This window comes from Sulfitobacter alexandrii (assembly GCF_001886735.1).
GTDB classification, from domain to species: Bacteria; Pseudomonadota; Alphaproteobacteria; order Rhodobacterales; family Rhodobacteraceae; genus Sulfitobacter; species Sulfitobacter alexandrii.
Map to the genome: position 1 here is coordinate 2028911 of NZ_CP018076.1, position 23414 is coordinate 2052324.

Below are 23414 nucleotides of genomic sequence, written 5' to 3' on the forward strand. Positions count from 1 at the left end.
TCACAGCGCCCCCATCACCTTGCCATTGAAACCGTAAACCACCCGGTCGCCGCCGTAGGGCACCAGCGCGACCTCGCGTCGCTGGCCGGGTTCGAAACGGATCGCGGTGCCCGCCGCGATGTCCAGCCGCCGGCCCAGTGCCGCCACGCGGTCGAAGTCCAGCGCCGGGTTGGTTTCTGCGAAGTGATAGTGGCTGCCCACCTGCACCGGCCGGTCGCCGGTGTTGGCGACCATGAGCGTGATCGCCTCGCGGTCCGCGTTGAGGACGATATCCCCCGCGGCCGGCAGGATCTCTCCGGGAATCATCTGCGCCCGCGCCCCCGGGCCCGGACACGACCGTGCAACGCGACAGCGCCGGCGGCCACGATCAGTGCCAGCCCCATGAAGACCGGCATCCATTCCGCCCCGTGGGGCGCGACATGCAGGCCCGGATGGGCGAGCGCGGGAGGCGCCAGCAGCAGCGCGGGCAGAAGCATCAGATGTTTCATGGCAATTTCCTTTCAGCGGATCGGGTTGTGGACGGTCACCAGCTTGGTGCCATCGGGAAAGGTCGCTTCGACCTGAACCTCGTGGATCATCTCGGCGATGCCTTCCATGCACTGGTCACGGGTCAGTACCTGCCCCCCCGCTTCCATCATGTCGGCCACGGAACGGCCATCGCGCGCGCCCTCGACCACCGTGTCGGTGATGAGCGCGATGGCCTCGGGATGGTTCAGCCTGACCCCCCGTGCCAGCCGTTTGCGCGCGACTTCGGCGGCCATCGCCACCAGAAGCTTGTCCTTTTCCCGTGGGGTCAGTTGCATTCTAAAGTCTCCAGTTCAGCGGCAGGCGGCCATCGTTCAGCAGCAGCAGTGCCGGGATCAGCGCGCGGCGCAGCTCGAAACTGTCCGCCGCCAGCAGCCGCGCCACCAGCACTCCGCCGGGCAGAAGGCTGGCCCCCGCGTCGCGCGGCAACAGGGCGCGCAACGGCGCCAGAAACCCGTCGGCGGCCACACCGGCAAGGACCACGGTCGCGACCGCGCCTGCACCGCCCGCGATGGCCGGACGCGCCAGATGCGCCTGCACATCACCGTCCAGCGCGATCCCGTCGCGGAACAGCGGCGCGCCGTCCCGGTCGATCGCGATGCGGTCCCGCAAGTGGGCGTTGCCCAGCACCTCGCCCATCGCCGCGCGTCCGAAGACCAGCGTCTCGACCATCAGGAACGTCGCATCCCGCGCAAGATCCACCTTCAGCCGACGGTCCAGAGCGGCGTGATCGAACAGGATCGTTTCTTGCGGCAACCAGTTGATACGAGCGCCCTGCCCCACGGTCAGCGTCGTTGCCACCCTGCCGGTCTCGCCCGGCTGCGCGCGATAGATCCGCTCCGCCGCCTGGGTGCTGAGTGTCAGGCAGGCCCCGGGCCGCGCCGTGGCCGCGAGCGCCAGCTGGTCTCCGCCAGTGACGCCGCCCGCCGTGTTGACGATGACGGCTTCGACGTCGGGGCGGAACACGCGGGGCAGGATCAGCTTCATGGCGCCCGACTGGCGCAGCCGGCTCAGCCGCGTGACCCCCTCGGCGTCCGCCTGCACCGTGATCTGCCCGCTGCCCCGCGTGCGGGGCTGAAGCGGCGTGGCGTCGAGCCAGTCCTGTGGTGCGGCGGCGGTAATGGCGTGTCCTTTCAGGTGCGTGCGGGGCCAGCGTAGCGGCGCGTCCGACCGCCGCAATCGAATGCGCGGCGCAGGGCGGCAATTCGCCCTGTTTCGGATCACCGTGATGAATTTTTGTGCAAAGGCCTGCGGCATGGCTTGCCCGCGTGGACATCAGACCGCATCAAGGGCGCATGTCTGCATTTGACCCGCTCATCCTGCGCTCCGACCGTCTGACCGCGCGGGTTCTGCCCTACGGTGCGTCACTGGTCGGCCTGCACTTCGCAGGGCGGGAGGGGAACCTCGTGCTGGGCTTCTCCGACCCGCAGGATCACGCGCTGATCCCCGTCTTTGCCGGGGCCGTCGTGGGACCGGTGGCCAACCGGATCACGGACGGCCGGCTCGTCCTTGCGGGCGAGACCCACCAGATGCCCCGCAACGAGGGCACGAACACGCTGCATTCCGGTCCAGACGGTCTTCACGCCCGCCACTGGAACGTTCTCGCGCAGGACGAGGCACGGTTGCACCTTGGGCTGACCCTGCCGGACGGCGCTTGCGGTCTGCCCGGCACGCGCGAGATCAGCGCGGCATATACGCTCGACGGCGATGCGCTGACCGTCATCCTCCAAGCGCGGACGGACAGGCTGACGGCGATGAACCTCGCCCATCATCCCTACTGGACCCTCGACACCGCCGCCGACGTGTCGACCCACAGGCTGCGGGTGGCCGCCGACCACCTGCTGCCGGTGGACGCGAGCGGGCTGCCCACGGGCGAGATCCGGCCCGTTGCGGAGACGGCACATGATTTCCGCGCCGCGCGGCCCGTGCCCGGTGATGCGCCGCTCGACCTCAATTTCTGCCTTTCCGACACGCCGGCCCCACAACCGAGGACCGTGGCGACCCTGACCGGCGGCGACGGTGTCACGCTCGAAATCGAGACGGACGCGCCGGGCCTTCAGGTCTACAACGGCGCCTTCCTGCCCGACCGGCCCGGCGCGGTTTCCGGCGGGCGCGGGCTGAGACCGTTCCACGCCATGGCGCTGGAACCGCAATTCTGGCCGGATGCGCCGACGCATGACCATTTCCCGTCGATCCTGCTGCGGCCGGAAGACACGTGGCGACAGACGACCCGCTACAGGATCCTGTCGGCAAGATAATACCCCCTTTGCGCCCACTTGTCGGCACGGTTGTGAGCCAACGTAACCTCGGGCGCAGGTCCGCGCCCCCGCAGGAGACGCAACATGTCGCAGACCGATCCACCGCCGGCCCCGCGGCCGCAGGAACCGCCCGAAGCGCAGCAGCCAGCCAAGGATGCGCCCAAGCCGCAGCCCCCGATCTTCACCGACTACGCCAGCATCTGAGGGGCCCTTGCCCCTTGAAGCCGCAAGGCCGTGCGCCACCTTTGTTCCCGAGCAGAGGAAAGGATCGCGACCTTGGAAGAACACGCCCACGCCGATGAACTCGCCCGGCTGCGCCGCCTGGCCACGCGGATGGACACCGCCTTCCGGATCCCGGGAACGGGCATCCGCTTTGGTTGGGATGCGATCATCGGCCTGCTGCCGGGTGTCGGCGACACCCTGGCGCTCGCCCCGTCCGCCTACATCATTCACAAGTCCCACAGGCTCGGCGCACCGAAACACGTGCTGGCCCGCATGGTCATCAATTCGGGCATCGACCTGATCGTCGGCGCGGTGCCGCTGATCGGCGACATTTTCGACGTGGGCTGGAAATCCAAGATCCGCAACGTCGACCTTCTGGAACGCCACCTGCGCGAAGAAGCCGCCCGTGCGCCCCGCACCGATCAGGTCGAAGGGACCCTGTCGTCGCATCACCCGAACCTGCGCGGATGACACCCTGAACGCGAAACGCCCCCGCGGCATCCCGCGAGGGCGTTTGCACTGTCCTGCCGACCGGCAGAGGCCGGTCGATGCCGTTTCAGCCGACCAGTTCGAGGCCCGAGAAGAAATAGGCGATCTCGACCGCCGCGGTTTCGGGGGCGTCCGACCCGTGCACGGAATTCTCGCCAACGCTTTCGGCGAATTCGGCGCGGATGGTGCCGGCTTCGGCGTCGGCGGGGTTGGTCGCGCCCATCACTTCACGGTTCTTGGCAATGGCGCCCTCGCCTTCCAGCACCTGCGCCACGATCGGGGCGGAAGCCATGAACTCGCACAGTTCGTCATAGAAGGGACGCTCGGCGTGCACCTTGTAGAATTCGCCCGCCTGCGCCTTGGTCAGGTGAATCCGCTTCTGCGCCACGATGCGCAGACCTGCGTCCTCGAACTTCTTGTTGATCGCGCCGGTCAGGTTGCGGCGGGTGGCGTCGGGCTTGATGATCGAAAACGTGCGCTCAAGTGCCATGGGACTTGCTCCTTCGGGGGTGTTGAATTTGGCGCCTCCTAGCATGGGGTCCCGGCCTTGAAAAGCCGCGATTGACGGGGCCTGCAACTTGGTTCACACCCCGCGCATGTTACGCATTTCCGAAATCAGCTACTCCGTAGAGGGGCGCCCCCTGTTCGAAGAGGCCAGCGCCGTGATCCCCGAAGGCCACAAGGTCGGCCTCGTCGGGCGCAACGGCGCGGGCAAAACCACCCTGTTCCGCATCATCCGCGGCGAACTGGCGCTGGATGGGGGCGACATCAGCCTGCCCAGCCGGGCCAAGATCGGCGGCGTGGCGCAGGAAGTGCCCTCTTCTGACGTGTCGCTGATCGACACCGTGCTGGCCGCCGACACCGAACGCGCCGCCCTGATGGCCGAGGCCGAGACCGCGACGGAAGCGGGCCGCATCGCCGACATCCAGTCGCGGCTGGCCGACATCGACGCCTGGTCCGCCGAAGGGCGCGCGGCCTCGATACTCAAGGGTCTCGGCTTCGACGACGCGGAACAGCAGATGCCGTGTTCGGATTTCTCGGGCGGCTGGCGCATGCGGGTTTCGCTGGCAGGGGTGCTCTTTGCGCAGCCCGACCTTCTGCTGCTGGACGAACCGACCAACTACCTCGACCTCGAAGGATCGATCTGGCTGGAAAACTACCTGGCCAAGTATCCCCACACGGTCATCATCATCAGCCACGACCGCGGGCTGCTGAACCGCGCCGTCGGCGGCATCCTGCACCTCGAGGACCGCAAGCTGACCTACTACCAGGGCCCCTACGACCAGTTCGCCCGCCAGCGCGCCGAACAACGGGCCGTGCAGGCGGCGATGGCCAAGAAGCAGCAGGCCCGCCGGGAACACATGCAGGCCTTCGTGGACCGCTTCAAGGCCAAGGCATCCAAGGCCAAGCAGGCCCAGTCCCGCCTCAAGATGATCGAGAAGATGGACATGATCTCGACGCCCGAGCAGGCGGCGAAACGGGTCTTCACCTTTCCCGAACCCGAAGAACTGTCGCCCCCCATCATCTCGATCGAGGGCGGATCGACCGGGTACACCGCCGGCAAGCCGGTGCTGTCGCGGCTGAACCTGCGCATCGACCAGGACGACCGCATCGCGCTTCTGGGCAAGAACGGCCAGGGCAAATCGACGCTGTCAAAGCTTCTGTCCGACCGGCTGGTGCTGATGGATGGCAAGGCGGTGAAGGCCAACAAGCTGCGCATCGGCTTTTTCGCCCAGCATCAGGTGGACGAGCTGCACGTGAACGAGACGCCGCTGCAGCACATGATCAGCGCGCGACCCGGCGTGCTGCATTCCAAGCTGCGCGCGCAACTGGCGGGCTTTGGGCTGGGGGCGGACCAGGCCGAAACCGAGGTGGGCCGCCTGTCGGGCGGACAGAAGGCGCGGCTGTCGCTGCTGCTGGCCACGCTGGACGCACCGCACCTGCTGATCCTCGACGAACCGACCAACCACCTCGACATCGAGAGCCGCGAGGCGCTGGTGGAGGCGCTGACGCAATATTCCGGCGCGGTGATCCTTGTCAGCCACGACATGCACCTGCTGTCGATGGTGGCGGACCGGCTGTGGCTGGTGTCGAACGGCACCGTGACCCCCTACGAGGACGATCTGGAAAGCTACCGCAAGATGCTGCTCCAGCCGACGAAACCGGTCAGCAAGAACAGCAAGCCGGCAGAGACGCCCAAGCCCAAGCGCGCCAGCCGCGAGGACATCCTCGCCCTGCGCGCCGAGGTCCGCAAGTCCGAGGCACGCGTTGAGAAGATCAACGACATGCGTGACAAGCTGGCCAAGAAGCTGGCCGATCCGGCACTCTACGAGGACACCAAGGTGGGCGAGCTGGAAGTCTGGAACAAGAAGTACGCCGAGGTGATGCAGGCGCTCGAACGTGCCGAGGGACTGTGGATGACCGCGCTGGAGAAGCTGGAAAAGGCCAGCGCATGATCCCGGCCGCGCGCCATAGCGAACGTTCCGGATGTCCACGGCCCCGGCCTGCGGGACAGGCAAGGCTGCGGCGCGGGGCCGGTGCATGACCTTGGATACCGCCTACATGATCACAGCGCTGGTGACCATGTTCGTGGTGATCGACCCCATCGGCATCGCGCCGCTATTCATCGCGCTGACCCCCGGGATGAGCCGGGCCGAACGCCGGCGCATCGCCTGGCGCGCGGTGCTGGTGGCAGGTTTCGTGCTGACGCTCTTTGCCTTTCTGGGCGAGGCGGTGCTGGGCTTTGTCGGGATCTCGATGCCCGCCTTCCGCGTCGCGGGCGGGATCCTGCTGTTTCTCACGGCCCTCGACATGCTGTTCGAACGCCGCACCAAGCGGCGCGAGGACCGGACCGAGGAGGCGGACGTCACCGATCCTTCGGTCTTTCCGCTGGCGATCCCGCTGATGGCCGGCCCCGGTTCCATCGCGTCGGTCATCCTGCTGACCGGCGAGCGGCCGGGCGCCGAGGGGCTGGTGACCGTTCTCGGCATCACCGCGCTGACCCTGCTCGTCATGGCGCTGGTGCTGCAGGCCGCAAGCTGGGTGGAACACCTGATCGGCAAGACCGGGATCGACGTGATCACCCGTCTGCTGGGCATGTTGCTGGCCGCGCTTTCCGTCCAGTTCGTGCTGGACGGGCTGATCGCCTTCGGCTTCGGCCCCGGCGCGGGCTGACATGGGCCCGCATCCTCCCTATCTATGACGGGGGCCAAGCGAGAGAGAGGGAGCCGACCCGATGGGTGAAACCGACACGATGCAACTGGTCTACCTTTGCGTGCTGGGGGCGGTGCTGGCCGGCTGGTTCTTCCTGCAATCGCGCGAGAATTTGAACCGCAGCCTGCAGTACATGGCGGTCTGGGCGATGATATTCGTCGGCGGCGCCGCTGCCGTGGGCCTCTGGCAGGACATCAGCCGCGACGCGGCGCGCCCGCAGATGGTGTTGACCGACGGTGACCGGATCGTGGTGCCAAGGGCGCGCGACAGCCATTACTACCTGACGCTCGATATCAACGACGCCCCGATCCGCTTTGTCGTCGACACCGGCGCGACGGACCTTGTGCTGACCCGCGCGGACGCCCGGCTGGCGGGGATCGACCTCGAGACGCTGAATTTCCACGGCACCGCCAACACGGCCAACGGCGCGGTGCGTACCGCCTTCGTGCGGCTGGAAGAGGTCACGCTCGGCCCGGTCACGGACCGCAACGTGCCTGCCGTCGTGAACGAAGGCGACATGCGGCAATCGCTCCTCGGGATGGGCTATCTCCAGCGCTGGGGCCGGATCGAGATCGCGAACGACGAACTGATCCTGACGCGGTAGGGCCCGGTGGCCCCCGCCCGCCGGCGGCCCCTACCGCGGTTCGGGCTGACGGGTCGGAATGAGTATTTTTGGCATAAAGAAGCCGGGGGCCCGCCCCTGCCCCGACGCCTCGGGCGGGGTCAGGTCTCGGCTTTCTTTTCCCACCGGCCCGAGTCTTCGGACCAGTACTGCGCCGACACGCCTGCCTGTTTGAGAGTCTTCCATTGATGGCGCGCGCGGTCGAGCGCGGCAGGATCGCTGCCGTCGAACAGGACGCAGACCCGTTCCAGTGCCATGACCTCGGCGGGCGCGACCTCGGCTCCGTGCACGGACATCACGCAGGCCGGTTCGTTGGGGGCGTGGTCCGCGGAGGTGAGCAGCACGGGCTGCGCCGCATCATGCGGCCCCCGGCCATGCCGTGCGGCAGGAAGCTGTCCTCGGGCCCGAGCCAGAGGGCGCGGTCCAGCGCCTCCAGCGCCGCGGGATCGGATCCGCGGACGGCGACACGCCAGCCCTGGGCCAGCGACCGTTCCAGCAGGGTCCGCAGCGTTTCCGCCAGCGGGCGGCGGGTGAGGTGATAGAAATAGGCGGCCCCCATCAGGCCGCCGCCCCCGGATCGTAGTCGCCGAAGGTCCAGACATGGCCCTCGGGATCGCGCAGCGTGAAGCTGGACCCGCCCTGCGGTTGCGCCTCCAGCGGCAGGACGACATCCGCGCCCGCGGCCACGGCCCTCTCGTGGCGCGCGGCGACGTCCGGGACCACGGCGTAGATGGTCGTCGTCTCCCCCCCGGCGCGGTCGGGGTGGACCATGTAGCGCCCGAAGGCATTGTCCCGGTCGGGGCCGAACATGAAGACCCCCTGCCCCAGCTTCAGCTCGACGTGGACCAGCACGCCGTCGTCGTCGCGAAAGACCTGCAAGGGCTCGAACGCCAGCACTTCCGTCAGGAAGGTCAGCGCGGCTTCGCAATCACGGTAGCGGGTCGCGGGAATCAGCATAAGCGGCCTCCTTTGCCACGCCAGTCTACGCCGTCACCTGTCGCCTTCAAACCGGTCCCGCACCAGCCGGTCCAGCGCCGCGACACCCCAGCCCGTCGCACCGGTGGGCGCGAGGGCGGTTTCCGACTTGACCGAGGCGACACCGGCGATGTCGAGATGGATCCACGGGGTGTCCTCCTTGACGAAGCGCTGCAGGAACTGCGCCGCGGTGATCGACCCCGCCGCCCGTCCGCCGACGTTCTTCATGTCCGCGATCCGGCTTTTGAGCTGGTCATCGTAGGCCTGGCCCAGGGGCATGCGCCAGGCGCCTTCGCCCTCGGCCTCCGCCGCCTTGAGGAAATCGCCGCAGAAGCCGTCGTCGTTGGAAAAGACGCCCGCGTTCTCGTGGCCGAGCCCCACGATGATCGCGCCCGTCAGCGTCGCGAGATCGACCATCGCGGCGGGCTTGAAGCGGTCCTGTGCGTACCACATCACGTCGCACAGCACCAACCGCCCCTCGGCATCGGTGTTGATGACTTCGACCGTGTCGCCTTTCATCGAGGTGATGACGTCGCCCGGACGGGTCGCGTTGCCCGACGGCATGTTCTCCACCAGCCCGACAAGGCCCACGACGTTCGCCGGGGCCTTGCGCAGCGCAAGGCTGCGCATGACGCCAGCGACGACGCCCGCGCCGCCCATGTCCATGGTCATGTCCTCCATCCCCGCGCCGGGCTTGAGGCTGATGCCGCCGGTATCGAAGACGACGCCCTTGCCCACCAGCGCGAGCGGCGCCGCATCCTTCTTGCCGCCTTCCCAGCGCATGACCACGACCTTGGACGGGCTGTCGGAGCCCTGCCCGACACTGAGCAGCGTGCGCATCCCCAGCTTTTCGAGATCGGCTTCCTCCAGCACCTCGACCTTCAGGCCCAGCTTTTCCATCGCGACGAGCCGGTCGGCGAATTCGGTCGTGGTCAGCACGTTGGCGGGGGCGTTGATAAGGTCGCGCGTCATGAAGGCGCCCTCGGCCACCGCCATCAGCGGTGCCGCGGCGGCCTGCGCCTCGTCCGGCTTGCTGCACATGATCGTGACCGCGCCCTTGCGTTCCTGCGGGCTGCTCTTGTGATCCTCGAATCCGTAGTCGCGCATCGCGAGGCCGAAGGCCGTTTCGGCCACCCGGCGCAGACCGGCGGCCAGCACCAGCAGGTCGGCAGTGCCGCGCGTCTTGGCCAGCGTCGCACCGGCGCGACGGGCCTCGGACACGCTCACCCGGCGGGGCATGTGGATCACGTCCACCGCTTCGGCGGCAAGACCGGACGGATAGGCCATCGCCACGCCCTGCCCCGGCTTGAGCTTGGCGAACTTGTCGCCCTCCACCAGCCGCGCCAGCGCCCCGCGCATCAGCTTGTTCACGCGCCGCGCGCCCGCGTCCAGCCTGCCTTCCGGGTTGACGAACACGGCGATCCGCCCCTCGTGACCGGCGATCCGGTCGATGTCGGTTTCGGTGAAGGTGATCGGCGTGAGGTCGGTCATGTGGGGGCCCTTGTACTGGTTTTCCGCATAGACCTACCGCGCCCGCCGGCGCATTGCCAGATATCAGTTTTCCCCCTTGTGCTTATGCAGTAATGTCGCCGAAAAGCGCCGTCAGAGCACCGGATCAAACCTTGGGGGAACGCAGTGGCAAGACTTGACCGCTACATGCTGTCGCAGTTTCTGCTGCTTTTCGGCTTCTTCGCACTGGTGCTGGTGGCGCTGTTCTGGATCAATCGCGCGGTCCTGCTTTTCGACAGGCTGATCGGCGACGGCCAGTCGGCGCTCGTCTTTCTCGAGTTCACCGCGCTCGGCCTGCCCAAGCTGATCCTGACCGTGCTGCCCATCGCCGCCTTCGCGGGGGCGGCCTATGTCACCAACCGGCTGAGTGGCGAAAGCGAACTGACGGTGATGCAGGCGACCGGCTGGGGCCCGTGGAGGCTGGCGCGGCCGGTGTTCGTCTACGGGCTCTTCGTGGCCGGGATGATGTCGGTGCTGAGCCATTTCCTCGTGCCGATGGCGCAGGCGCAGCTGAGCCAGCGCGAATCCGAGATTTCGCAGAACGTCACCGCGCGGCTGCTGACCGAGGGCACCTTCCTGCATCCCGGCGAAAACGTCACCTTCTATACCCGGCAGATCGACGCCGACGGGGTGCTGCGCGACGTGTTCCTGTCCGATCGGCGCGATGCGACCGAAGGGGTGATCTACACCGCCGCCGAAGCCTACCTCGTCCGCAACGGCGAGGCCACGACCCTCATCATGGTCGATGGCCTCGCGCAGCGGCTCGACCGGACCGACAAGCGCCTTGCCACGGCCAAGTTCCGCGACTTCTCCTTCGACATCTCCGCGCTGGTCAGCAAGTCCGCGGGGCGGCCCATCTCCGCCTCCAACCTGACGACGCTCTCCTTCTTCACCTCGTGGGAGGCGCTTTCCGAACGGTCGGGCGACAGCCTTGGCACCATCGCCGAAGAGTTTCATTCGCGCTTCGCGCAGCCGCTGTTCTGCATCGTGGCCGCGATGGTCGGGTTCGCCACGCTGCTGCTGGGTGGCTTCTCGCGCTTCGGGGTGTGGCGCGAGGTGGTCATCGCCTTCGGCCTGCTGATCGCCATCGACGGCTTTCGCGGCGCACTGGTGGACGAGGTGCTGACCGATCCGGGCCGGTGGCCCCTGATGTACGTCCCGGCGCTCGCCGGCGGGTTGCTGGTGGCCGCAGAGCTGACCCTCGCCGCCCGCCCCGGCCTGTTGCGCCGCCGCCGACGGGAGGCCGCCGCATGATCCTGCACGTCTATTTCGCGCGCCGCTTCGCGGTGACCTTCATCGCGATCACCGCGATCCTCTTCGCGCTGGTGATGCTGGTGGACGCGGTCGAACAGGCACGCCGCTTCGGCAGCTACGATCTGGGCTGGCAACGCATCCTCGGGCTGACCCTGCTGAACGCGCCGCAGACCATCAACCTGATCCTGCCGCTGATCATGATCCTTGCCACCGTCGCGCTGTTCGTCTCGCTCGCCCGCTCGTCCGAGCTGGTGGTGACGCGGGCCGCCGGCCGGTCCGCGCTGCGGGCGCTCGTCGCCCCCTCCGTGGTGGCGCTGCTGATCGGGGTCATGGCGGTGGGCATGCTGAATCCCATCGTCGCGGCCACGAACAACCGCTACCTGCAACTGTCGGAAAGTTACCGGTCCGACGGCGCGTCCGCCCTGTCGATCAGCGACGAGGGCCTGTGGCTGCGGCAGGGCAACCTCGACGGCCAGACGGTGATCCGCGCCTGGCGCTCCAACGCGGATGCGTCGGTGCTCTACGATGTCACCTTCATCACCTACGAGAACGGCAAGGGCCCCGTGCGCCGGATCGAAGCGGGGTCGGCAGCGCTGGTGGACCGGGAGTGGCGGCTGCGCGACGCCAAGTCCTGGCCGCTGGGCGATGGCATCAATGCCGAAGGCAACGCGACCACGCACGAGCTGCTGACGATCCCGTCGTCGCTGACGCTGGACCGGATCCGCGAGAGCATCGGGGAACCGGGCGTGGTGTCGATTTATGACCTGCCCACCTTCATCCGGCAACTGGAACAGGCGGGCTTCAGTCCGCGCAAGCACCGCGTGTCGTTTCAGGCCGAATTCGCCCGGCCGTTCTTCCTCGTGGCGATGGTTCTTGTTGCGAGCGCCTTCACCATGCGGCATACCAGATTTGGTGGTACAGGGATCGCTGTACTGGCATCTGTGCTATTGGGGTTCGCCTTGTATTTCATTCGCAGCTTCGCGCAAATCCTTGGAGAGAACGGTCAGATCCCCGTCCTGCTCGCCGCCTGGGCGCCCCCGGCGGTCGCGATCCTGCTGGCCTTGGGCCTGCTGCTTCATGCTGAGGACGGGTAAGCACGTGCGCCGCTGGCTGCTGATACTGGCCCTGTCCGTGATGCCGCTGATGACCGCCAAGGCCCAGCAGAGCGCCGCACCCGCCGCCGTGCTCGTCGCGGACCGGGTGTTCCTGACACGCGAGCGCACACTGGTGGCACAAGGCAACGTCGAAGCCTTCCAGGGCGAGACGCGGCTGCGCGCCCGTGCCATCCGGTACGACCAGGCCACCGGCGCGCTGACCATCGAAGGGCCGATCGTGATTTCCGAAGGGGCGGACACGCTGATCCTCGCCGACGCGGCGGAGCTGGACCCCGACCTGCAGAACGGCTTGCTGCGCGGCGCGCGGCTGATCCTGAACCAGCAGCTGCAACTCGCCGCGAACCAGATCAACCAGGTCGACGGCCGTTACAGCCAGCTTTACAAGACCGCCGTGACCTCCTGCAAGATTTGCGAGGACGGGGAGGCCCCGCTCTGGCAGATCCGCGCCCGGCGCGTGGTGCACGACAAGCTCGAACAGCAGCTCTACTTCGACGAGGCGTCGTTCCACATCCGCAACATCCCGGTCTTCTACCTGCCGCGCCTGCGGCTGCCGGACCCCACGCTCGAACGCGCCACCGGGTTCCTGCGCCCGTCGCTCAGGACCACGTCGCGCCTTGGGACGGGGCTCAAGATCCCCTACTTCATCAAGATCGGCGACCACCGCGACCTGACGCTGACACCCTACCTGTCCAGCGCCACCCGCACGCTCGAATTCCGCTATCGACAGGCCTTCCGCAACGGCCGCATCCAGTTCGACGGCGCCTACACGCGCGACGACGAACGCCCGGACAAGACACGCGGCTATCTCTTCGGCTACGGCCAGTTCGACCTTGCGCGCGACTACGTGCTGACGTTCGGGATCGAAGCCACCAGCGACCGGGCCTACCTTACCGAATACGGCTACTCGGCCAAGGACCGGCTGACCAGCCAGCTCACCGTGAGCCGCGCGCGGCGCGACTCCTACGTGCGGGCCAGCATCTACAACTTCGAGTCGCTGCGCGACACCGAGGTGAACGATGAACTGCCCACCGTGGTCCTCGATGGCGACTACGAGCGGCGGATGTTCCCCACGGCCATCGGCGGTGAACTGCGGATGCGGATACAGGCGCACAGCCATCGGCGCACTTCGGATCAGGACATCGTCGGACGCGACGTCGCGCGCCTGCACGGCGAGCTCAAGTGGCTGCGCCGGCTGACCTTCGGCAATGGCCTCGTCGCCGACGGCCAGACCGGGATCAGCTTCAACGGCTTCGACATCGTGCAGGACAGCACCTTTGCGCAGAACCAGTCCGACGTGGTGCCCTTCGCGGCCATCGCCCTGCGCTACCCGATGCTGCGACGCGACGGCGGCGGCGTGACGCAGATGCTCGAACCGGTCGCGCAGCTCGCCTGGATCGGCGGTGACAGGCTGCCGATCCCCAACGACGAAAGCACGCGCGTCGAATTCGACGAAGGCAACCTGCTGTCGCTCTCGCGGTTTCCCCGGCCTGACCGGCGCGAACGGCAGGCTGTCGCGGCGGTCGGGGTCAACTGGTCCCGCTTCGACCCGGCTGGATGGGATGCGCATCTGACGGTCGGCCAGGTCCTGCGCAAGGATGCGGACCCCGAGTTCACCAACACCTCCGGCCTCGCCGGGACCAGTTCGGATTTCCTCGTGGCCGGCCAGATAAAGACGGCCGACGGGCTGTCCCTGACCGGGCGCGGACTTTTCGACGAGAAGTTCGAGTTCGCCAAGGCCGAGTTGCGCGGCGACTGGGATTTCGCCCGCGGGCGGCTCGGCGGCAGCTATGTCTGGCTGGATTCCGACCTGGGCGAGGACCGCCTGCAGGCCGTATCCGAGATCGCGCTCGACGGCGACTACCGCCTCAGCCGGCACTGGACAGCCTCCGCCGACTGGCGCTTCGACGTGGCCGACGAACGTGCGGCATCGGCCGGTATCGGCCTGACCTACGACAATGAATGCGTCTCGGTCGACCTTTCGGTCAATCGGCGCTATTCGACCTCGACTAGTGTTGAGCCCTCGACCAATATCGGTTTTAACATCGGGCTCAGGGGCTTCGCCGCCACCAACGGAACAGAAAGATACGTGCGCTCATGCCGGAACTGACCAGATCCATACCTTCGTTCATCCTGCGGTGGGCCGCGGCCCTTGGCCTGGCGCTGTGCCTGCTGGTGCCGCCGGTCATGGCGCAGAACCTCTATGCCCCCGTGGCGCGGGTCAACGACAAGATCGTGACCGAGTACGAGGTTCAGCAGCGGCAGCGCTTCCTGCAGGTGCTGAACGCGCCCAACACCGACCGGGCCAGCGTGATCGACGCCCTGATCGAGGACCGGCTGCGCATGGAACTGGCCCAGTCCGTCGGGCTCGAGATGACCGAGGAAGGGATCCAGTCCGGCCTTGCCGAATTCGCCGGGCGCGCCAATCTCACGCTGGACGAATTCGTCGCCGCCCTCGGGCAGGCCGGCGTGGCGCAGGAAACCTTCCGCGACTTCGTGGTCACGCAACTGACATGGCGTGAACTGATCCGCGCCCGCTACGGCAGCCGGGTGAACATCTCCGACGCCGAGATCGACCGCGAACTGGGCCGCAGCGGCGGCGGCAGCGGCATCCGCGTCCTGCTGTCCGAGATCATCATTCCCGCCCCGCCTCAGAACGCGGCCCGCGTGAACGCCCTTGCCGACCGCATCGCCCAAAGCCAGTCGGAAGCCGAATTTTCCCGCTATGCCCAGCAGTATTCCGCAACCGCATCGCGCGGGCGCGGCGGTCGCATGCCCTGGACACCGCTCGAAAACCTGCCGCCGTCCCTGCACCCGATCCTGCTGGATCTTGCCCCCGGCGAAGTGACCGCGCCGCTGCCGATCCCCAATGCCGTCGCCCTGTTCCAGCTGCGCGGGATCGAGGAAACCGGCGCGCCTGCCAAGTCCTACTCCGAGATCGAATATGCCGCCTACTACATTCCCGGCGGCCGCACCGAACCCGCGCTCGCGCGGGCGGCCAAGGTGCGGGCGCAGGTGGATACCTGCAACGATCTCTACGGCGTGGCAAAGGGTCAGCCGGAAAGCGTGCTCGATCGTGGCTCCAAGGCGCCGAACGAGATCCCGCAGGACATCGCCATCGAACTGGCCAAGCTGGATCCCGGTGAAAGCTCCACCGCGCTGACGCGGGCGAACGGCCAGACGCTGGTGTTCCTGATGCTGTGCAACCGCACCGCCGAGGCGAACGCGGAAACCAGCCGCGAAACGGTGGTCGCCAACCTGCGGCAGCGCAAGCTGGCGGGCTATGCCGACCAACTGACCGAGCAACTGCGCGCCGACGCCCGCATCATCATGCAATGACCCTGCCCCTCCCGGACGGAGAACCACGGGAGCGGCCCGTCGCGATCTCCTGCGGGGAACCCGCGGGCATCGGACCCGAGGTCGCGGCCCGCGCCTGGGCGGTTCTGGCGGGCGAGATCCCGATGCTCTGGCTCGGCGATCCCCGGCACCTGCCCGGAGATGTCCCGCACCGGGCCGTAACGGACCCGGCCGAGGCGCTGGCCGTCTGTGCCGATGCGCTTCCGGTCCTCGCCCATGACTTCGGCCCTCCCGTGACCCCCGGCAGGGCGCAGGCCGCGCACGCGCAAGGCGTCATAGACATGATCGCAGCGGGGGTGGAGCTTGTCCGCAGCGGCGCGGCAAGCGCCCTTTGCACCGCGCCCATTCACAAGAAGGCACTGAAGGACGGCGCGGGATTCGCGCATCCCGGCCACACCGAATACCTCGCGGCGCTGGCGGGTGTGGACCAGGTGGTGATGATGCTGGCCTCCGACCAGCTCAGGGTGGTGCCGGCGACCATCCACATCCCCCTTTCCGAGGTGCCGCGGCAGCTGACACCGGCCGGTCTGACCCGCACGATCGAGATCACGATCGCGGGCCTGCGCGACCTGTTCGGGATCGCCCGGCCGCGCATCGCCGTGTCCGGGCTGAACCCTCATGCCGGCGAAGGCGGCGCCATGGGCCACGAAGAGCTGGACTGGATCGCGCCGCTGATCGGCGAGCTGCGCGCCGCGGGCCACGACGTCACGGGCCCGCTGCCCGCCGACACGATGTTTCACGCCGCCGCACGCGCCCGTTACGACGCCGCCGTGGCCATGTACCACGATCAGGCGCTGATCCCGATCAAGACGCTGGATTTCGACAAGGGGGTGAACGTGACACTGGGCCTGCCCTTCGTGCGCACGTCTCCCGACCACGGCACCGCCTTCGACATCGCCGGACAGGGGCTGGCGAACCCCACCAGCATGATCGAGGCGATCCGCCTTGCCCACCGCATGGGCAGCGGCACCGCAGCATGAGCATGATCGACGGCCTGCCGCCTCTGCGCGAGGTGATCGCGCAGCACGGTCTTTCGGCCCGCAAGTCGCTGGGCCAGAACTTCCTTCTCGACCTCAACCTCACGGCCAAGATCGCGCGGCAGGCCGGCGACCTCGCCGCTTGCGACGTACTCGAGATCGGCCCGGGCCCCGGCGGCCTGACCCGCGGGCTCCTGTCCGAGGGCGCGCGACACGTCCTGGCCATCGAAAAGGACAGCCGCTGCCGCCCCGCGCTAGAGGAAATCGCCGCCGCCTATCCCGGACGGCTGACGGTCATCGAGGGCGACGCGCTTGCCATCGACCCGCTCGAGCATCTGCGCCCGCCGGTCCGCGTGGCCGCGAACCTGCCCTACAACATCGGCACGGAACTGCTGGTGCGTTGGCTGACCCCGCCCGACTGGCCCCCCTTCTGGGAGAGCCTGACCCTGATGTTCCAGCGCGAGGTGGCGGAACGGATCGTGGCGCAACCGGGCTCCAAGGCCTACGGCAGGCTCGCCCTGCTGGCCCAGTGGCGGTCCGAAGCGCGGATCGCGATGCACCTGCCGCCGGGGGCCTTTACCCCGCCGCCCAAGGTGTCGTCGGCGGTGGTGCATCTGACGGCCCTGCCCGCGCCGCGCCATCCGGCCGATCCCGCGGTGCTCAACCGCGTCGTCGCCGCCGCTTTCAACCAGCGGCGCAAGATGCTGCGCGCCGCGCTGCGCGGTGTCGCCCCGGATATCGAGGACCGGCTGACCGCCGCCGGTATCGCCCCCACCGAACGCGCAGAGCAGGTCTCGCTCGAGGCTTTCTGCGCCCTAGCCCGTGAGGTAGCCAAGCCATGACACGTCTCGTTGCCGTCCTGAGCCTCGTCTGCGCGCTGGCCGCCTGTGCGCCGACCGGTCCCTCGCGCGGGACACCGCAGGATGTGGCGGCGCTGTCCCGCAACCTGCGGGCGATGTCGCCCGCGGTCGATCCGGCCGAGGCCGATCGTGCCGCCGCGCTGTCCTATCGCTATACCTACCAGCTGGCGCAGCAGTACCAGATCACCGATCCGCCGCTCATCCACAATGCCAAGGTGAACGCGGGCCGCAAGCCGCGCGGGCTGTGCTATCACTGGGCCACGGACATGGAACGGCTGCTGAACCGCGAGGGATTCAAGACGCTGGAAATACAGCGCGCCATCGCGAACGCGGGTAATCCGATCCTGATCGAACATTCCAGCGCCGTGATCACCGCACGGGGCGCCCCCATGGAAAGCGGGGTCATCATAGACCCGTGGCGCCAGGGCGGCACGCTGTTCTGGTCACCGGTGCTGAAGGACGGCCGCTATGACTGGAAGGAACGCGGCGCCGAACTGACCCGGCTGGGCAGGGTCACCTACGTCAATCCGGACGGCACACCCTCCCTGCAACCGCAGTAGCAATGCCCCGCCCGCCGGCGGTTACTCCGCCGCCTGGCTCGGGTCGCCGTTGCCGCTGTCATTGCCACTGTCACTGTCGGACTTGGGCTTGCGGCGGTAGGTGCGCTTGGGCTTCGGCTTGCTCTCGGGCGTCTCGACCAGGCCGCTGTCCTGCTCGTCCTCGTCTCCGGACGCAGCATCGCTGCCACCGGTCACGAAATCGGGCAATTGCGACGGATCGTTCGGCGGCGATTTCTTGCTGCGCGATGACTTGGAAGAGCTGGCCTTCTTCGGGGTGTCGGACGCGGGCTGCTCCTGCCCGCCGGACTGCGGCTGATCGCCACCCGACGGGGGCTGGTCGCCCTGGCCGCCGTTGCCCTGCTGGTTCTGGTTGCTCTCGCGTTCCTGCCGTTCGGACCGTTCGCGGTCGCGCTCGGCCTGGCGCTCGCGGTTCTGGCGCTCCTGCTCCTCGCGGCGCTGGTCGATTTCGCGTTGCGCTTCGGAAAGCAGCCGCAGGTAATGCTCCGCGTGCTGCTGGAAATTCTCGGCCGCCACGCGGTCGTTGCTCAACTGCGCGTCGCGGGCAAGCTGATTGTACTTTTCAATCACCTGCTGCGGGGTTCCGCGCACCTTGCCTTCCGGGCCGCTGCTGTCAAAGACGCGATTGACGACGTTGCCGCCGCCCTGCTGCTGCCGGTTGCGGTTGTTCTTGGACCGGGACCGTGATCTGCTGGATTTCATGAAATGATATCAGTCTTTGGTGAGTTGTCATAAGAACCGGTGCGGCTGTCGTCGCCATCTGCATCCGGTTGCGAAAGATTGTTGGGCTTACCGCCGCGCGGGACCGCCAAGGGCATCCACCGCTGCAACACCACCGGTAAAACACGGCGCGCGCCCCGGAGCAAGCGAAAATCGCCAGAAATCCGGATTCAGCGCCGATCCCGCCGTCAGGCGGGCATCGACGCGCTCACGACGCGGGCCCGGCCGCCCAGATCCTGCGCGAGCGTCACGGCGCCCCAGCCCGCCCGGCGAAAGATCTCCTGCACCGCGTCGCCCTGCTGCCAGCCGATCTCGACGAGAACCCGGCCCGCCGCCGTCAGGTACCCCTGCGCCTCGTCCGCGATGATCCGGTAGGCCGACAGCCCGTCGGCCTCGTCCGTCAGCGCCATGCGCGGCTCGTGGTCGCGCAGTTCGGGCGCCACATGGCCCATTTCCTCTGCCGCGAGATAGGGGGGGTTCGCCACGATCAGGTCGAACCGCCCTTCGACAGCGGCAAACCAGTCGGATTGCAGGATCTCCGCCCGCGCCGCGACACCGTGGACGACGGCGTTGGCGCTGGCCTGCAGGCAGGCCCCTTCGGACAGGTCGACACCGATTCCGGTAGCCTCCGCCCGCTCGGCAAGCAGCGTCACAAGAATGCAGCCCGATCCGGTCCCGAGATCGAGCACCCGCTCGAACCGCTCGGACAGGGCAAGCTCGATCAGCGTTTCCGTCTCCGGTCGCGGATCGAGAACCTCGCGGCTCACCTTGAACTCCCGGCCGAAGAAAGCCCGCGCGCCCACCAGCTGGCTCACGGGGACACGCACCGCCCTGAGCGAGACCAGCCGCTCGAACCGCTCCGCGATCTCGGGGGCGATCTCCTCGGGCGCGATCAGCGTGATCCGCCCCGCGTCGACCGAAGCCGCATGCGCCAGCAACAGCCGCGCATCCCGCGCCGGGTCCGGCACGCCCGCCGCCCGCAGCCGGGCCGCCGCCGCTGCCATGACCGCCCCCGCCGTCGTCATGCGTTCATCGCGGCAAGCTGCTGCGCCTGCGCATCGGCGGTCAGCGCGTCCACGATCTCGTCCAGGTCCCCCTGCATCACGGCGTCCAGCCGGTATAGGGTCAGGTTGATCCGGTGATCCGTCATCCTGCCCTGCGGGAAATTGTAGGTCCGGATGCGTTCGGACCGGTCGCCCGAGCCCACCTGCGCCGCCCGGTCGGCCGATCGCTCGGAATCGCGGCGCGATCTCTCCATGTCGAAAAGCCGCGCCTTGAGCACCTGCATCGCCTTGTCGCGGTTGCGGTGCTGTGACTTCTCCGACGAGGTCACCACGATCCCGGTCGGGATATGCGTGATCCGCACCGCGGAATCGGTCGTGTTGACGTGCTGTCCGCCCGCCCCGGAGGACCGCATCGTGTCGATCCGCAGGTCGTTGGGATTGATCTGGATGTCGACGTCTTCGGCCTCGGGCAGGACGGCGACGGTCGCGGCGGAGGTATGGATGCGCCCGCCGCTTTCGGTGCTCGGCACCCGTTGCACCCGGTGCACCCCGCTTTCGAACTTCAGCCGGGCAAAGACGTTCTGACCGGTGACATGGGCCACGACCTCCTTGATGCCGCCCAGCTCGGTCGCCTGTTCCTCGATCAGCTCGAAGCCCCAGCCGCGCTCTTCGGCATAGCGCTGGTACATGCGCAGGAGGTCGGCGGCGAACAGCGCCGCCTCGTCGCCCCCCGTGCCGGGGCGGATTTCCAGCATCGCGGGCCGGGCATCCGCCGCGTCGCGGGGAAGCAGCGCAAGCTGCAGCGCCGCCTCGACCTTCGGCAGCGCCTCCCTGAGGGCCGGCAGTTCCTCCCGGGCGAGTTCGGCCATCTCCGGATCGGACATCATTGCCTTTGCCGCGTCGATGTCCTGCTGCAGCTGTCGATAGCGGTCGATCTCCTCCACGACGGGCTTGAGTTCGGCATATTCACGCGCCAGCGCGGCATAGTCCGCCCCGCCCGATCCGGCAGACATCGCGGCTTCCAGGTACTGGAAACGCTGGGTGATCTGCAAAAGGCGGTCCATGGGTATCATCGTGTGGGATGTCGCCGATGGAAACGCTTTGGTCAAGGGCCGCCGCGTGCTATCGTAGGCCATGTTTCGCGCGATATTCCTCATCGGGCTGATCGCCCTGCCCGTCGTCGCCGTTGCCGATGTGACCTCGCCCAGCGGCAAGACGGTCGATTGCTACTGCACCGACCGCAATCACAACCGCGTGGAAATCGGCGAAACAATCTGCCTGCAGGTGGACGGCCGGATGTTCATGGCGCAATGCCAGATGTCGCTCAACGTGCCCATGTGGCGCGAGGTGCAGCAGGGCTGCCTGTCGTCACAACTGGTCAATCCAGCCCCGGATGCGCTTGCCGTTGACCCCCATATCTGACCGGCCGAACCGCAGCCTGCCGTAGACTTCGAGAATGCCATCGTCCAGCGTGACCGTGGTGTAATCCGGAAAGCCGATCCAGCGGGTGCGGGTGACATAGGTCACCTGCCCGTCGTCGACCGATCCGGCAAGCACCTGCGTGTTGGGCGTGCGGCGGATGATGCCGTCGAGCCGGGCAAGCCGCTCCGGCCCGTTGGCGCCCACGTCCTCGCGCCAGATGAACCCGCCGTCGAGCGCGGTCTCGCCCAGCGGCGCGCGCGTCTCGGCCGCATGATGCCAGCGCATCACGTTGTGCGGTGCGAGCCGGATATAGGCCAGCAGCCCGGCGACCAGCACGATCACGATCCAGAACACGTACATGCGCCCTCCTTTCCTCATCGGTCAAAGTCTGCGCGACGATCCCGCATCAGCGGGTCGCGACCCCCGGCAGCACGCACAAAAGCTCGTAGAGTATGTTCGCGCCCGTCAGCGCCGTGTTCCCCGATGTATCGTAGGGCGGCGACACTTCAACCAGATCGGCCCCGACGATGTTCAGCCCCTTCAGCTCCCGGATCAGCTGCAGCGCCTGCATGGTGGTCAGCCCGCCGATCTCCGGCGTGCCGGTGCCGGGGGCAAAGGCCGGATCGAGACTGTCGATGTCATAGGTCACGTAGGTAGGCAGATCGCCGATATCCCGGCGGATTTCGCCCCCGAGCGTCGAAAGGCTGCGGCCCCAGAGTTCATGCGCCGGGAACTGCTGGAATCCCCAGCCCGCCGCCTCGGTGAAGTCGTCGGCGCCGTACCCGGTTCCCCGCAGGCCAATCTGGTAGACTTTCGAGGGGTTTATCAGGCCTTCTTCAAGCGCGCGGCGGAACACCGTGCCATGGGTCTCGCGTTCGCCGAACATCTCGTCGTTGACGTCGGCATGGGCGTCCACGTGGATCAGCGCCACGGGCCCGTGTCGCCGCGCCATGGCGCGCAGGATCGGCAGGGTGATGGCATGATCTCCACCGATCGCCAGCGGCATGACGTCATACTTGAGGATCGCGTCGTAACTCTCTGCGATAATGCGCAAACTGTCCTTGAGGGAAAAGGTGTTGATCGCCAGATCCCCGATGTCGGCCACCTGCAGGCTGTCGAAGGGCGCCGCCCCCGTCGCGAGGTTGTAGGGCCGCAGCATCGCGCTTTCGCTGCGGACCTGCTTGGGGCCGAACCGGGTGCCGGACCGCCACGACGTTCCGATGTCCATCGGCACGCCCAGCACCGCCACGTCCAGCCCCGCCAGGTCGTTGACCGCCGGCAGCCGCATGAAGGTGTTCGGCCCCGAGAACCGCGCGAGATCGTTGCCGCTGATCGGCTGGTTCTTGTCGCTCATGCCGTCCTCATCCGGTGACCCAGCAGGCACAGGAGCTCGGTCGCGACATGCGCTCCCGCGATGGCGGTGGCCCCGGTCGTGTCGAAGGGCGGAGACACCTCCACCACGTCGCCACCGAGGATGTTGATGCCGGCAAGGTCGCGCAGCATGATGGCGCATTGGCCGCTGGTCAGCCCGCCCCAGACCGGCGTGCCAGTCCCCGGTGCAAAGGCCGGGTCGAGCGCGTCGATGTCGAAGGTCAGGTAGACCGGGTTGTCGCCCAGCACCTCCTTGATGCGTTTCACCGCCGCCGCCGGTCCCTTCTCGTGCACCTCGCGGGCGTCGATCGTGGTCACCCCCATGGTGTCGGGGTTGGTGGTGCGGATGCCGACCTGCACGGACGTCGCAGGGTCGATCAGCCCCGACTTCACCGCCTTGTAGAACATCGTCCCGTGATCGATCCGGTCCATGTCGTCGTCCGGCCAGGTGTCCGAGTGAGCATCGAAGCGCAACAGGCTGATCTTGCCGTATTTTTCGGCATAGGCCTTCAGGATGGGGTAGCTGATGTAATGGTCGCCGCCCAGCACCACGCTGGCCGCGCCCGCGTCGAGGATGCCCTTGATATGTGCGGTCAGCGCCGCCGGGAACTGGCTGACATGGCCGTAGTCGAAGGCCAGGTCGCCGTAGTCCGCGATGGCGCATTCGCTGAGCACGTCGAAATCCCAGCCGTAGGGCGGATCATAGGGTTGCAGGGTGCTCGCCTCGCGGATGGCGCGGGGCCCCAGCCGCGTGCCGGTGCGGTTCGTCACCGCCTGGTCAAAGGGCACGCCGGTCACCGCGATGTCCACGCCGGTCAGGTCCTTGGTGTATTTCCGCCGCAGGAAGGACGTGGCGCCGCCAAAGGCGTTCTCGAAGCTCGGCCCCTTCAGGTCATCGCGGGTAAAAGCCTGATCCACCTGCGTTTTCGCGTCTTCCAGCGCCATG

At 67.7% G+C, this 23414-nt stretch carries 26 protein-coding genes and 1 pseudogene; 13 read left to right on the plus strand and 14 right to left on the minus strand.

Annotated elements, in window-relative coordinates:
* The 4 genes from BOO69_RS09970 to BOO69_RS09985 are packed head-to-tail and all read right to left on the minus strand — an operon-like array spanning nt 1 to nt 1782.
* On the minus strand, nt 1-306 hold the full coding sequence (locus BOO69_RS09970; RefSeq protein ID WP_071972032.1) for an urease subunit beta: 306 nt from the start codon (nt 304-306) through the stop codon (nt 1-3).
* Nucleotides 303-488, minus strand: coding sequence for a hypothetical protein (locus BOO69_RS09975; RefSeq protein ID WP_071972033.1), 186 nt, complete (start codon nt 486-488; stop codon nt 303-305). The genes BOO69_RS09970 and BOO69_RS09975 overlap by 4 nt, the downstream gene beginning before the upstream one ends.
* Before the next feature lie 12 nt (nt 489-500).
* A complete protein-coding gene (locus BOO69_RS09980; protein ID WP_071972034.1) occupies nt 501-803 on the minus strand; it encodes an urease subunit gamma in 303 nt (100 codons plus the stop codon).
* Nucleotide 804: 1 nt separating this feature from the next.
* The gene (locus BOO69_RS09985; protein WP_156874906.1) at nt 805-1782 is read right to left on the minus strand and encodes an urease accessory protein UreD; all 978 of its coding nucleotides are present in this window, start codon (nt 1780-1782) and stop codon (nt 805-807) included.
* Nucleotides 1783-1820: 38 nt separating this feature from the next.
* Here BOO69_RS09985 and BOO69_RS09990 point away from each other — a divergent pair, with 38 nt between their 5' ends.
* On the plus strand, nt 1821-2783 hold the full coding sequence (locus BOO69_RS09990) for an aldose epimerase family protein (RefSeq protein ID WP_071972035.1): 963 nt from the start codon (nt 1821-1823) through the stop codon (nt 2781-2783).
* Nucleotides 2784-3059: 276 nt separating this feature from the next.
* Nucleotides 3060-3476 carry a DUF4112 domain-containing protein gene (locus tag BOO69_RS09995; protein ID WP_071972036.1) on the plus strand — a complete coding sequence of 139 codons (417 nt, stop codon included), beginning with the start codon at nt 3060-3062 and terminating at the stop codon, nt 3474-3476.
* 85 nt (nt 3477-3561) lie between these two features.
* Here BOO69_RS09995 and ndk read toward each other — a convergent pair whose 3' ends face one another.
* Nucleotides 3562-3984: a nucleoside-diphosphate kinase gene (gene ndk / locus BOO69_RS10000; RefSeq protein WP_071972037.1), complete on the minus strand. Its 423-nt coding sequence runs from the start codon at nt 3982-3984 to the stop codon at nt 3562-3564.
* A 106-nt stretch (nt 3985-4090) separates the two neighbouring features.
* On the opposite strand from ndk, the gene BOO69_RS10005 reads away from it, so the two are divergent.
* From BOO69_RS10005 to BOO69_RS10015, 3 genes are all read left to right on the plus strand, one after another.
* A complete protein-coding gene (locus BOO69_RS10005) occupies nt 4091-5950 on the plus strand; it encodes an ABC-F family ATP-binding cassette domain-containing protein (protein ID WP_172839526.1) in 1860 nt (619 codons plus the stop codon).
* Between the two features lie 85 nt (nt 5951-6035).
* The gene (locus BOO69_RS10010) at nt 6036-6668 is read left to right on the plus strand and encodes a MarC family protein (RefSeq protein WP_071973754.1); all 633 of its coding nucleotides are present in this window, start codon (nt 6036-6038) and stop codon (nt 6666-6668) included.
* 61 nt (nt 6669-6729) lie between these two features.
* Nucleotides 6730-7311, plus strand: coding sequence for a TIGR02281 family clan AA aspartic protease (locus tag BOO69_RS10015; protein ID WP_071972039.1), 582 nt, complete (start codon nt 6730-6732; stop codon nt 7309-7311).
* 119 nt (nt 7312-7430) lie between these two features.
* Here BOO69_RS10015 and BOO69_RS10020 read toward each other — a convergent pair.
* The 3 genes and pseudogenes from BOO69_RS10020 to BOO69_RS10030 all read right to left on the minus strand — a co-directional run bounded on the left by BOO69_RS10020 (nt 7431) and on the right by BOO69_RS10030 (nt 9795).
* A pseudogene (locus BOO69_RS10020) lies at nt 7431-7888 on the minus strand (DNA polymerase III subunit chi).
* Nucleotides 7888-8286 carry a VOC family protein gene (locus tag BOO69_RS10025; RefSeq protein WP_071972040.1) on the minus strand — a complete coding sequence of 133 codons (399 nt, stop codon included), beginning with the start codon at nt 8284-8286 and terminating at the stop codon, nt 7888-7890. Before BOO69_RS10025 ends, BOO69_RS10020 begins: the two are co-directional and overlap by 1 nt.
* A 33-nt stretch (nt 8287-8319) precedes the next feature.
* Entirely contained in the window at nt 8320-9795 is a 1476-nt protein-coding gene (locus BOO69_RS10030; RefSeq protein WP_071972041.1) for a leucyl aminopeptidase, read from the minus strand.
* A gap of 144 nt (nt 9796-9939) precedes the next feature.
* On the opposite strand from BOO69_RS10030, the gene lptF reads away from it, so the two are divergent.
* From lptF to BOO69_RS10065, 7 genes are read left to right on the plus strand one after another with little or no spacing between them, the layout of a single operon-like run.
* Entirely contained in the window at nt 9940-11067 is a 1128-nt protein-coding gene (gene lptF, locus BOO69_RS10035) for an LPS export ABC transporter permease LptF (RefSeq protein WP_071972042.1), read from the plus strand.
* Nucleotides 11064-12161, plus strand: a complete 1098-nt coding sequence (gene lptG / locus BOO69_RS10040; RefSeq protein ID WP_071972043.1) for an LPS export ABC transporter permease LptG — start codon at nt 11064-11066, stop codon at nt 12159-12161. The genes lptF and lptG overlap by 4 nt, the downstream gene beginning before the upstream one ends.
* Nucleotides 12145-14289, plus strand: a complete 2145-nt coding sequence (locus BOO69_RS10045) for an LPS-assembly protein LptD (RefSeq protein ID WP_083545498.1) — start codon at nt 12145-12147, stop codon at nt 14287-14289. The genes lptG and BOO69_RS10045 overlap by 17 nt, the downstream gene beginning before the upstream one ends.
* Nucleotides 14277-15518 carry a peptidylprolyl isomerase gene (locus BOO69_RS10050; RefSeq protein ID WP_071972045.1) on the plus strand — a complete coding sequence of 414 codons (1242 nt, stop codon included), beginning with the start codon at nt 14277-14279 and terminating at the stop codon, nt 15516-15518. Before BOO69_RS10045 ends, BOO69_RS10050 begins: the two co-directional genes overlap by 13 nt.
* Nucleotides 15515-16516 (plus strand): 4-hydroxythreonine-4-phosphate dehydrogenase PdxA, encoded by a 1002-nt coding sequence (gene pdxA / locus BOO69_RS10055; RefSeq protein WP_071972046.1) that lies wholly within the window; start codon nt 15515-15517, stop codon nt 16514-16516. The genes BOO69_RS10050 and pdxA overlap by 4 nt, the downstream gene beginning before the upstream one ends.
* The gene (gene rsmA, locus BOO69_RS10060; RefSeq protein WP_071972047.1) at nt 16513-17355 is read left to right on the plus strand and encodes a 16S rRNA (adenine(1518)-N(6)/adenine(1519)-N(6))-dimethyltransferase RsmA; all 843 of its coding nucleotides are present in this window, start codon (nt 16513-16515) and stop codon (nt 17353-17355) included. Before pdxA ends, rsmA begins: the two co-directional genes overlap by 4 nt.
* Entirely contained in the window at nt 17352-17933 is a 582-nt protein-coding gene (locus BOO69_RS10065; RefSeq protein ID WP_071972048.1) for a hypothetical protein, read from the plus strand. Before rsmA ends, BOO69_RS10065 begins: the two co-directional genes overlap by 4 nt.
* Nucleotides 17934-17954: 21 nt before the next feature.
* Here the strand turns inward: BOO69_RS10065 and BOO69_RS10070 are convergent, their stop codons facing one another.
* From BOO69_RS10070 to prfA, 3 genes are all read right to left on the minus strand, one after another.
* Nucleotides 17955-18653 (minus strand): DUF4167 domain-containing protein, encoded by a 699-nt coding sequence (locus tag BOO69_RS10070; RefSeq protein ID WP_071972049.1) that lies wholly within the window; start codon nt 18651-18653, stop codon nt 17955-17957.
* A gap of 206 nt (nt 18654-18859) precedes the next feature.
* Nucleotides 18860-19696: a peptide chain release factor N(5)-glutamine methyltransferase gene (prmC, locus tag BOO69_RS10075; RefSeq protein ID WP_071972050.1), complete on the minus strand. Its 837-nt coding sequence runs from the start codon at nt 19694-19696 to the stop codon at nt 18860-18862.
* Nucleotides 19693-20748: a peptide chain release factor 1 gene (gene prfA, locus BOO69_RS10080; RefSeq protein WP_071973755.1), complete on the minus strand. Its 1056-nt coding sequence runs from the start codon at nt 20746-20748 to the stop codon at nt 19693-19695. Before prfA ends, prmC begins: the two co-directional genes overlap by 4 nt.
* 61 nt (nt 20749-20809) lie before the next feature.
* Between prfA and BOO69_RS10085 the strand changes: the two genes are divergently transcribed.
* Entirely contained in the window at nt 20810-21097 is a 288-nt protein-coding gene (locus BOO69_RS10085; RefSeq protein WP_071972051.1) for a hypothetical protein, read from the plus strand.
* Here BOO69_RS10085 and BOO69_RS10090 read toward each other — a convergent pair.
* From BOO69_RS10090 to speB (BOO69_RS10100), 3 genes are read right to left on the minus strand one after another with little or no spacing between them, the layout of a single operon-like run.
* Nucleotides 21044-21457, minus strand: coding sequence for a DUF1499 domain-containing protein (locus BOO69_RS10090; RefSeq protein WP_237267435.1), 414 nt, complete (start codon nt 21455-21457; stop codon nt 21044-21046). The genes BOO69_RS10085 and BOO69_RS10090 overlap by 54 nt on opposite strands.
* 46 nt (nt 21458-21503) lie before the next feature.
* A complete protein-coding gene (gene speB / locus BOO69_RS10095; RefSeq protein WP_071972053.1) occupies nt 21504-22451 on the minus strand; it encodes an agmatinase in 948 nt (315 codons plus the stop codon).
* Nucleotides 22448-23413, minus strand: a complete 966-nt coding sequence (speB, locus tag BOO69_RS10100) for an agmatinase (RefSeq protein ID WP_071972054.1) — start codon at nt 23411-23413, stop codon at nt 22448-22450. The genes speB (BOO69_RS10095) and speB (BOO69_RS10100) overlap by 4 nt, the downstream gene beginning before the upstream one ends.
* Between the last annotated feature and the right edge of the window lies 1 nt (nt 23414).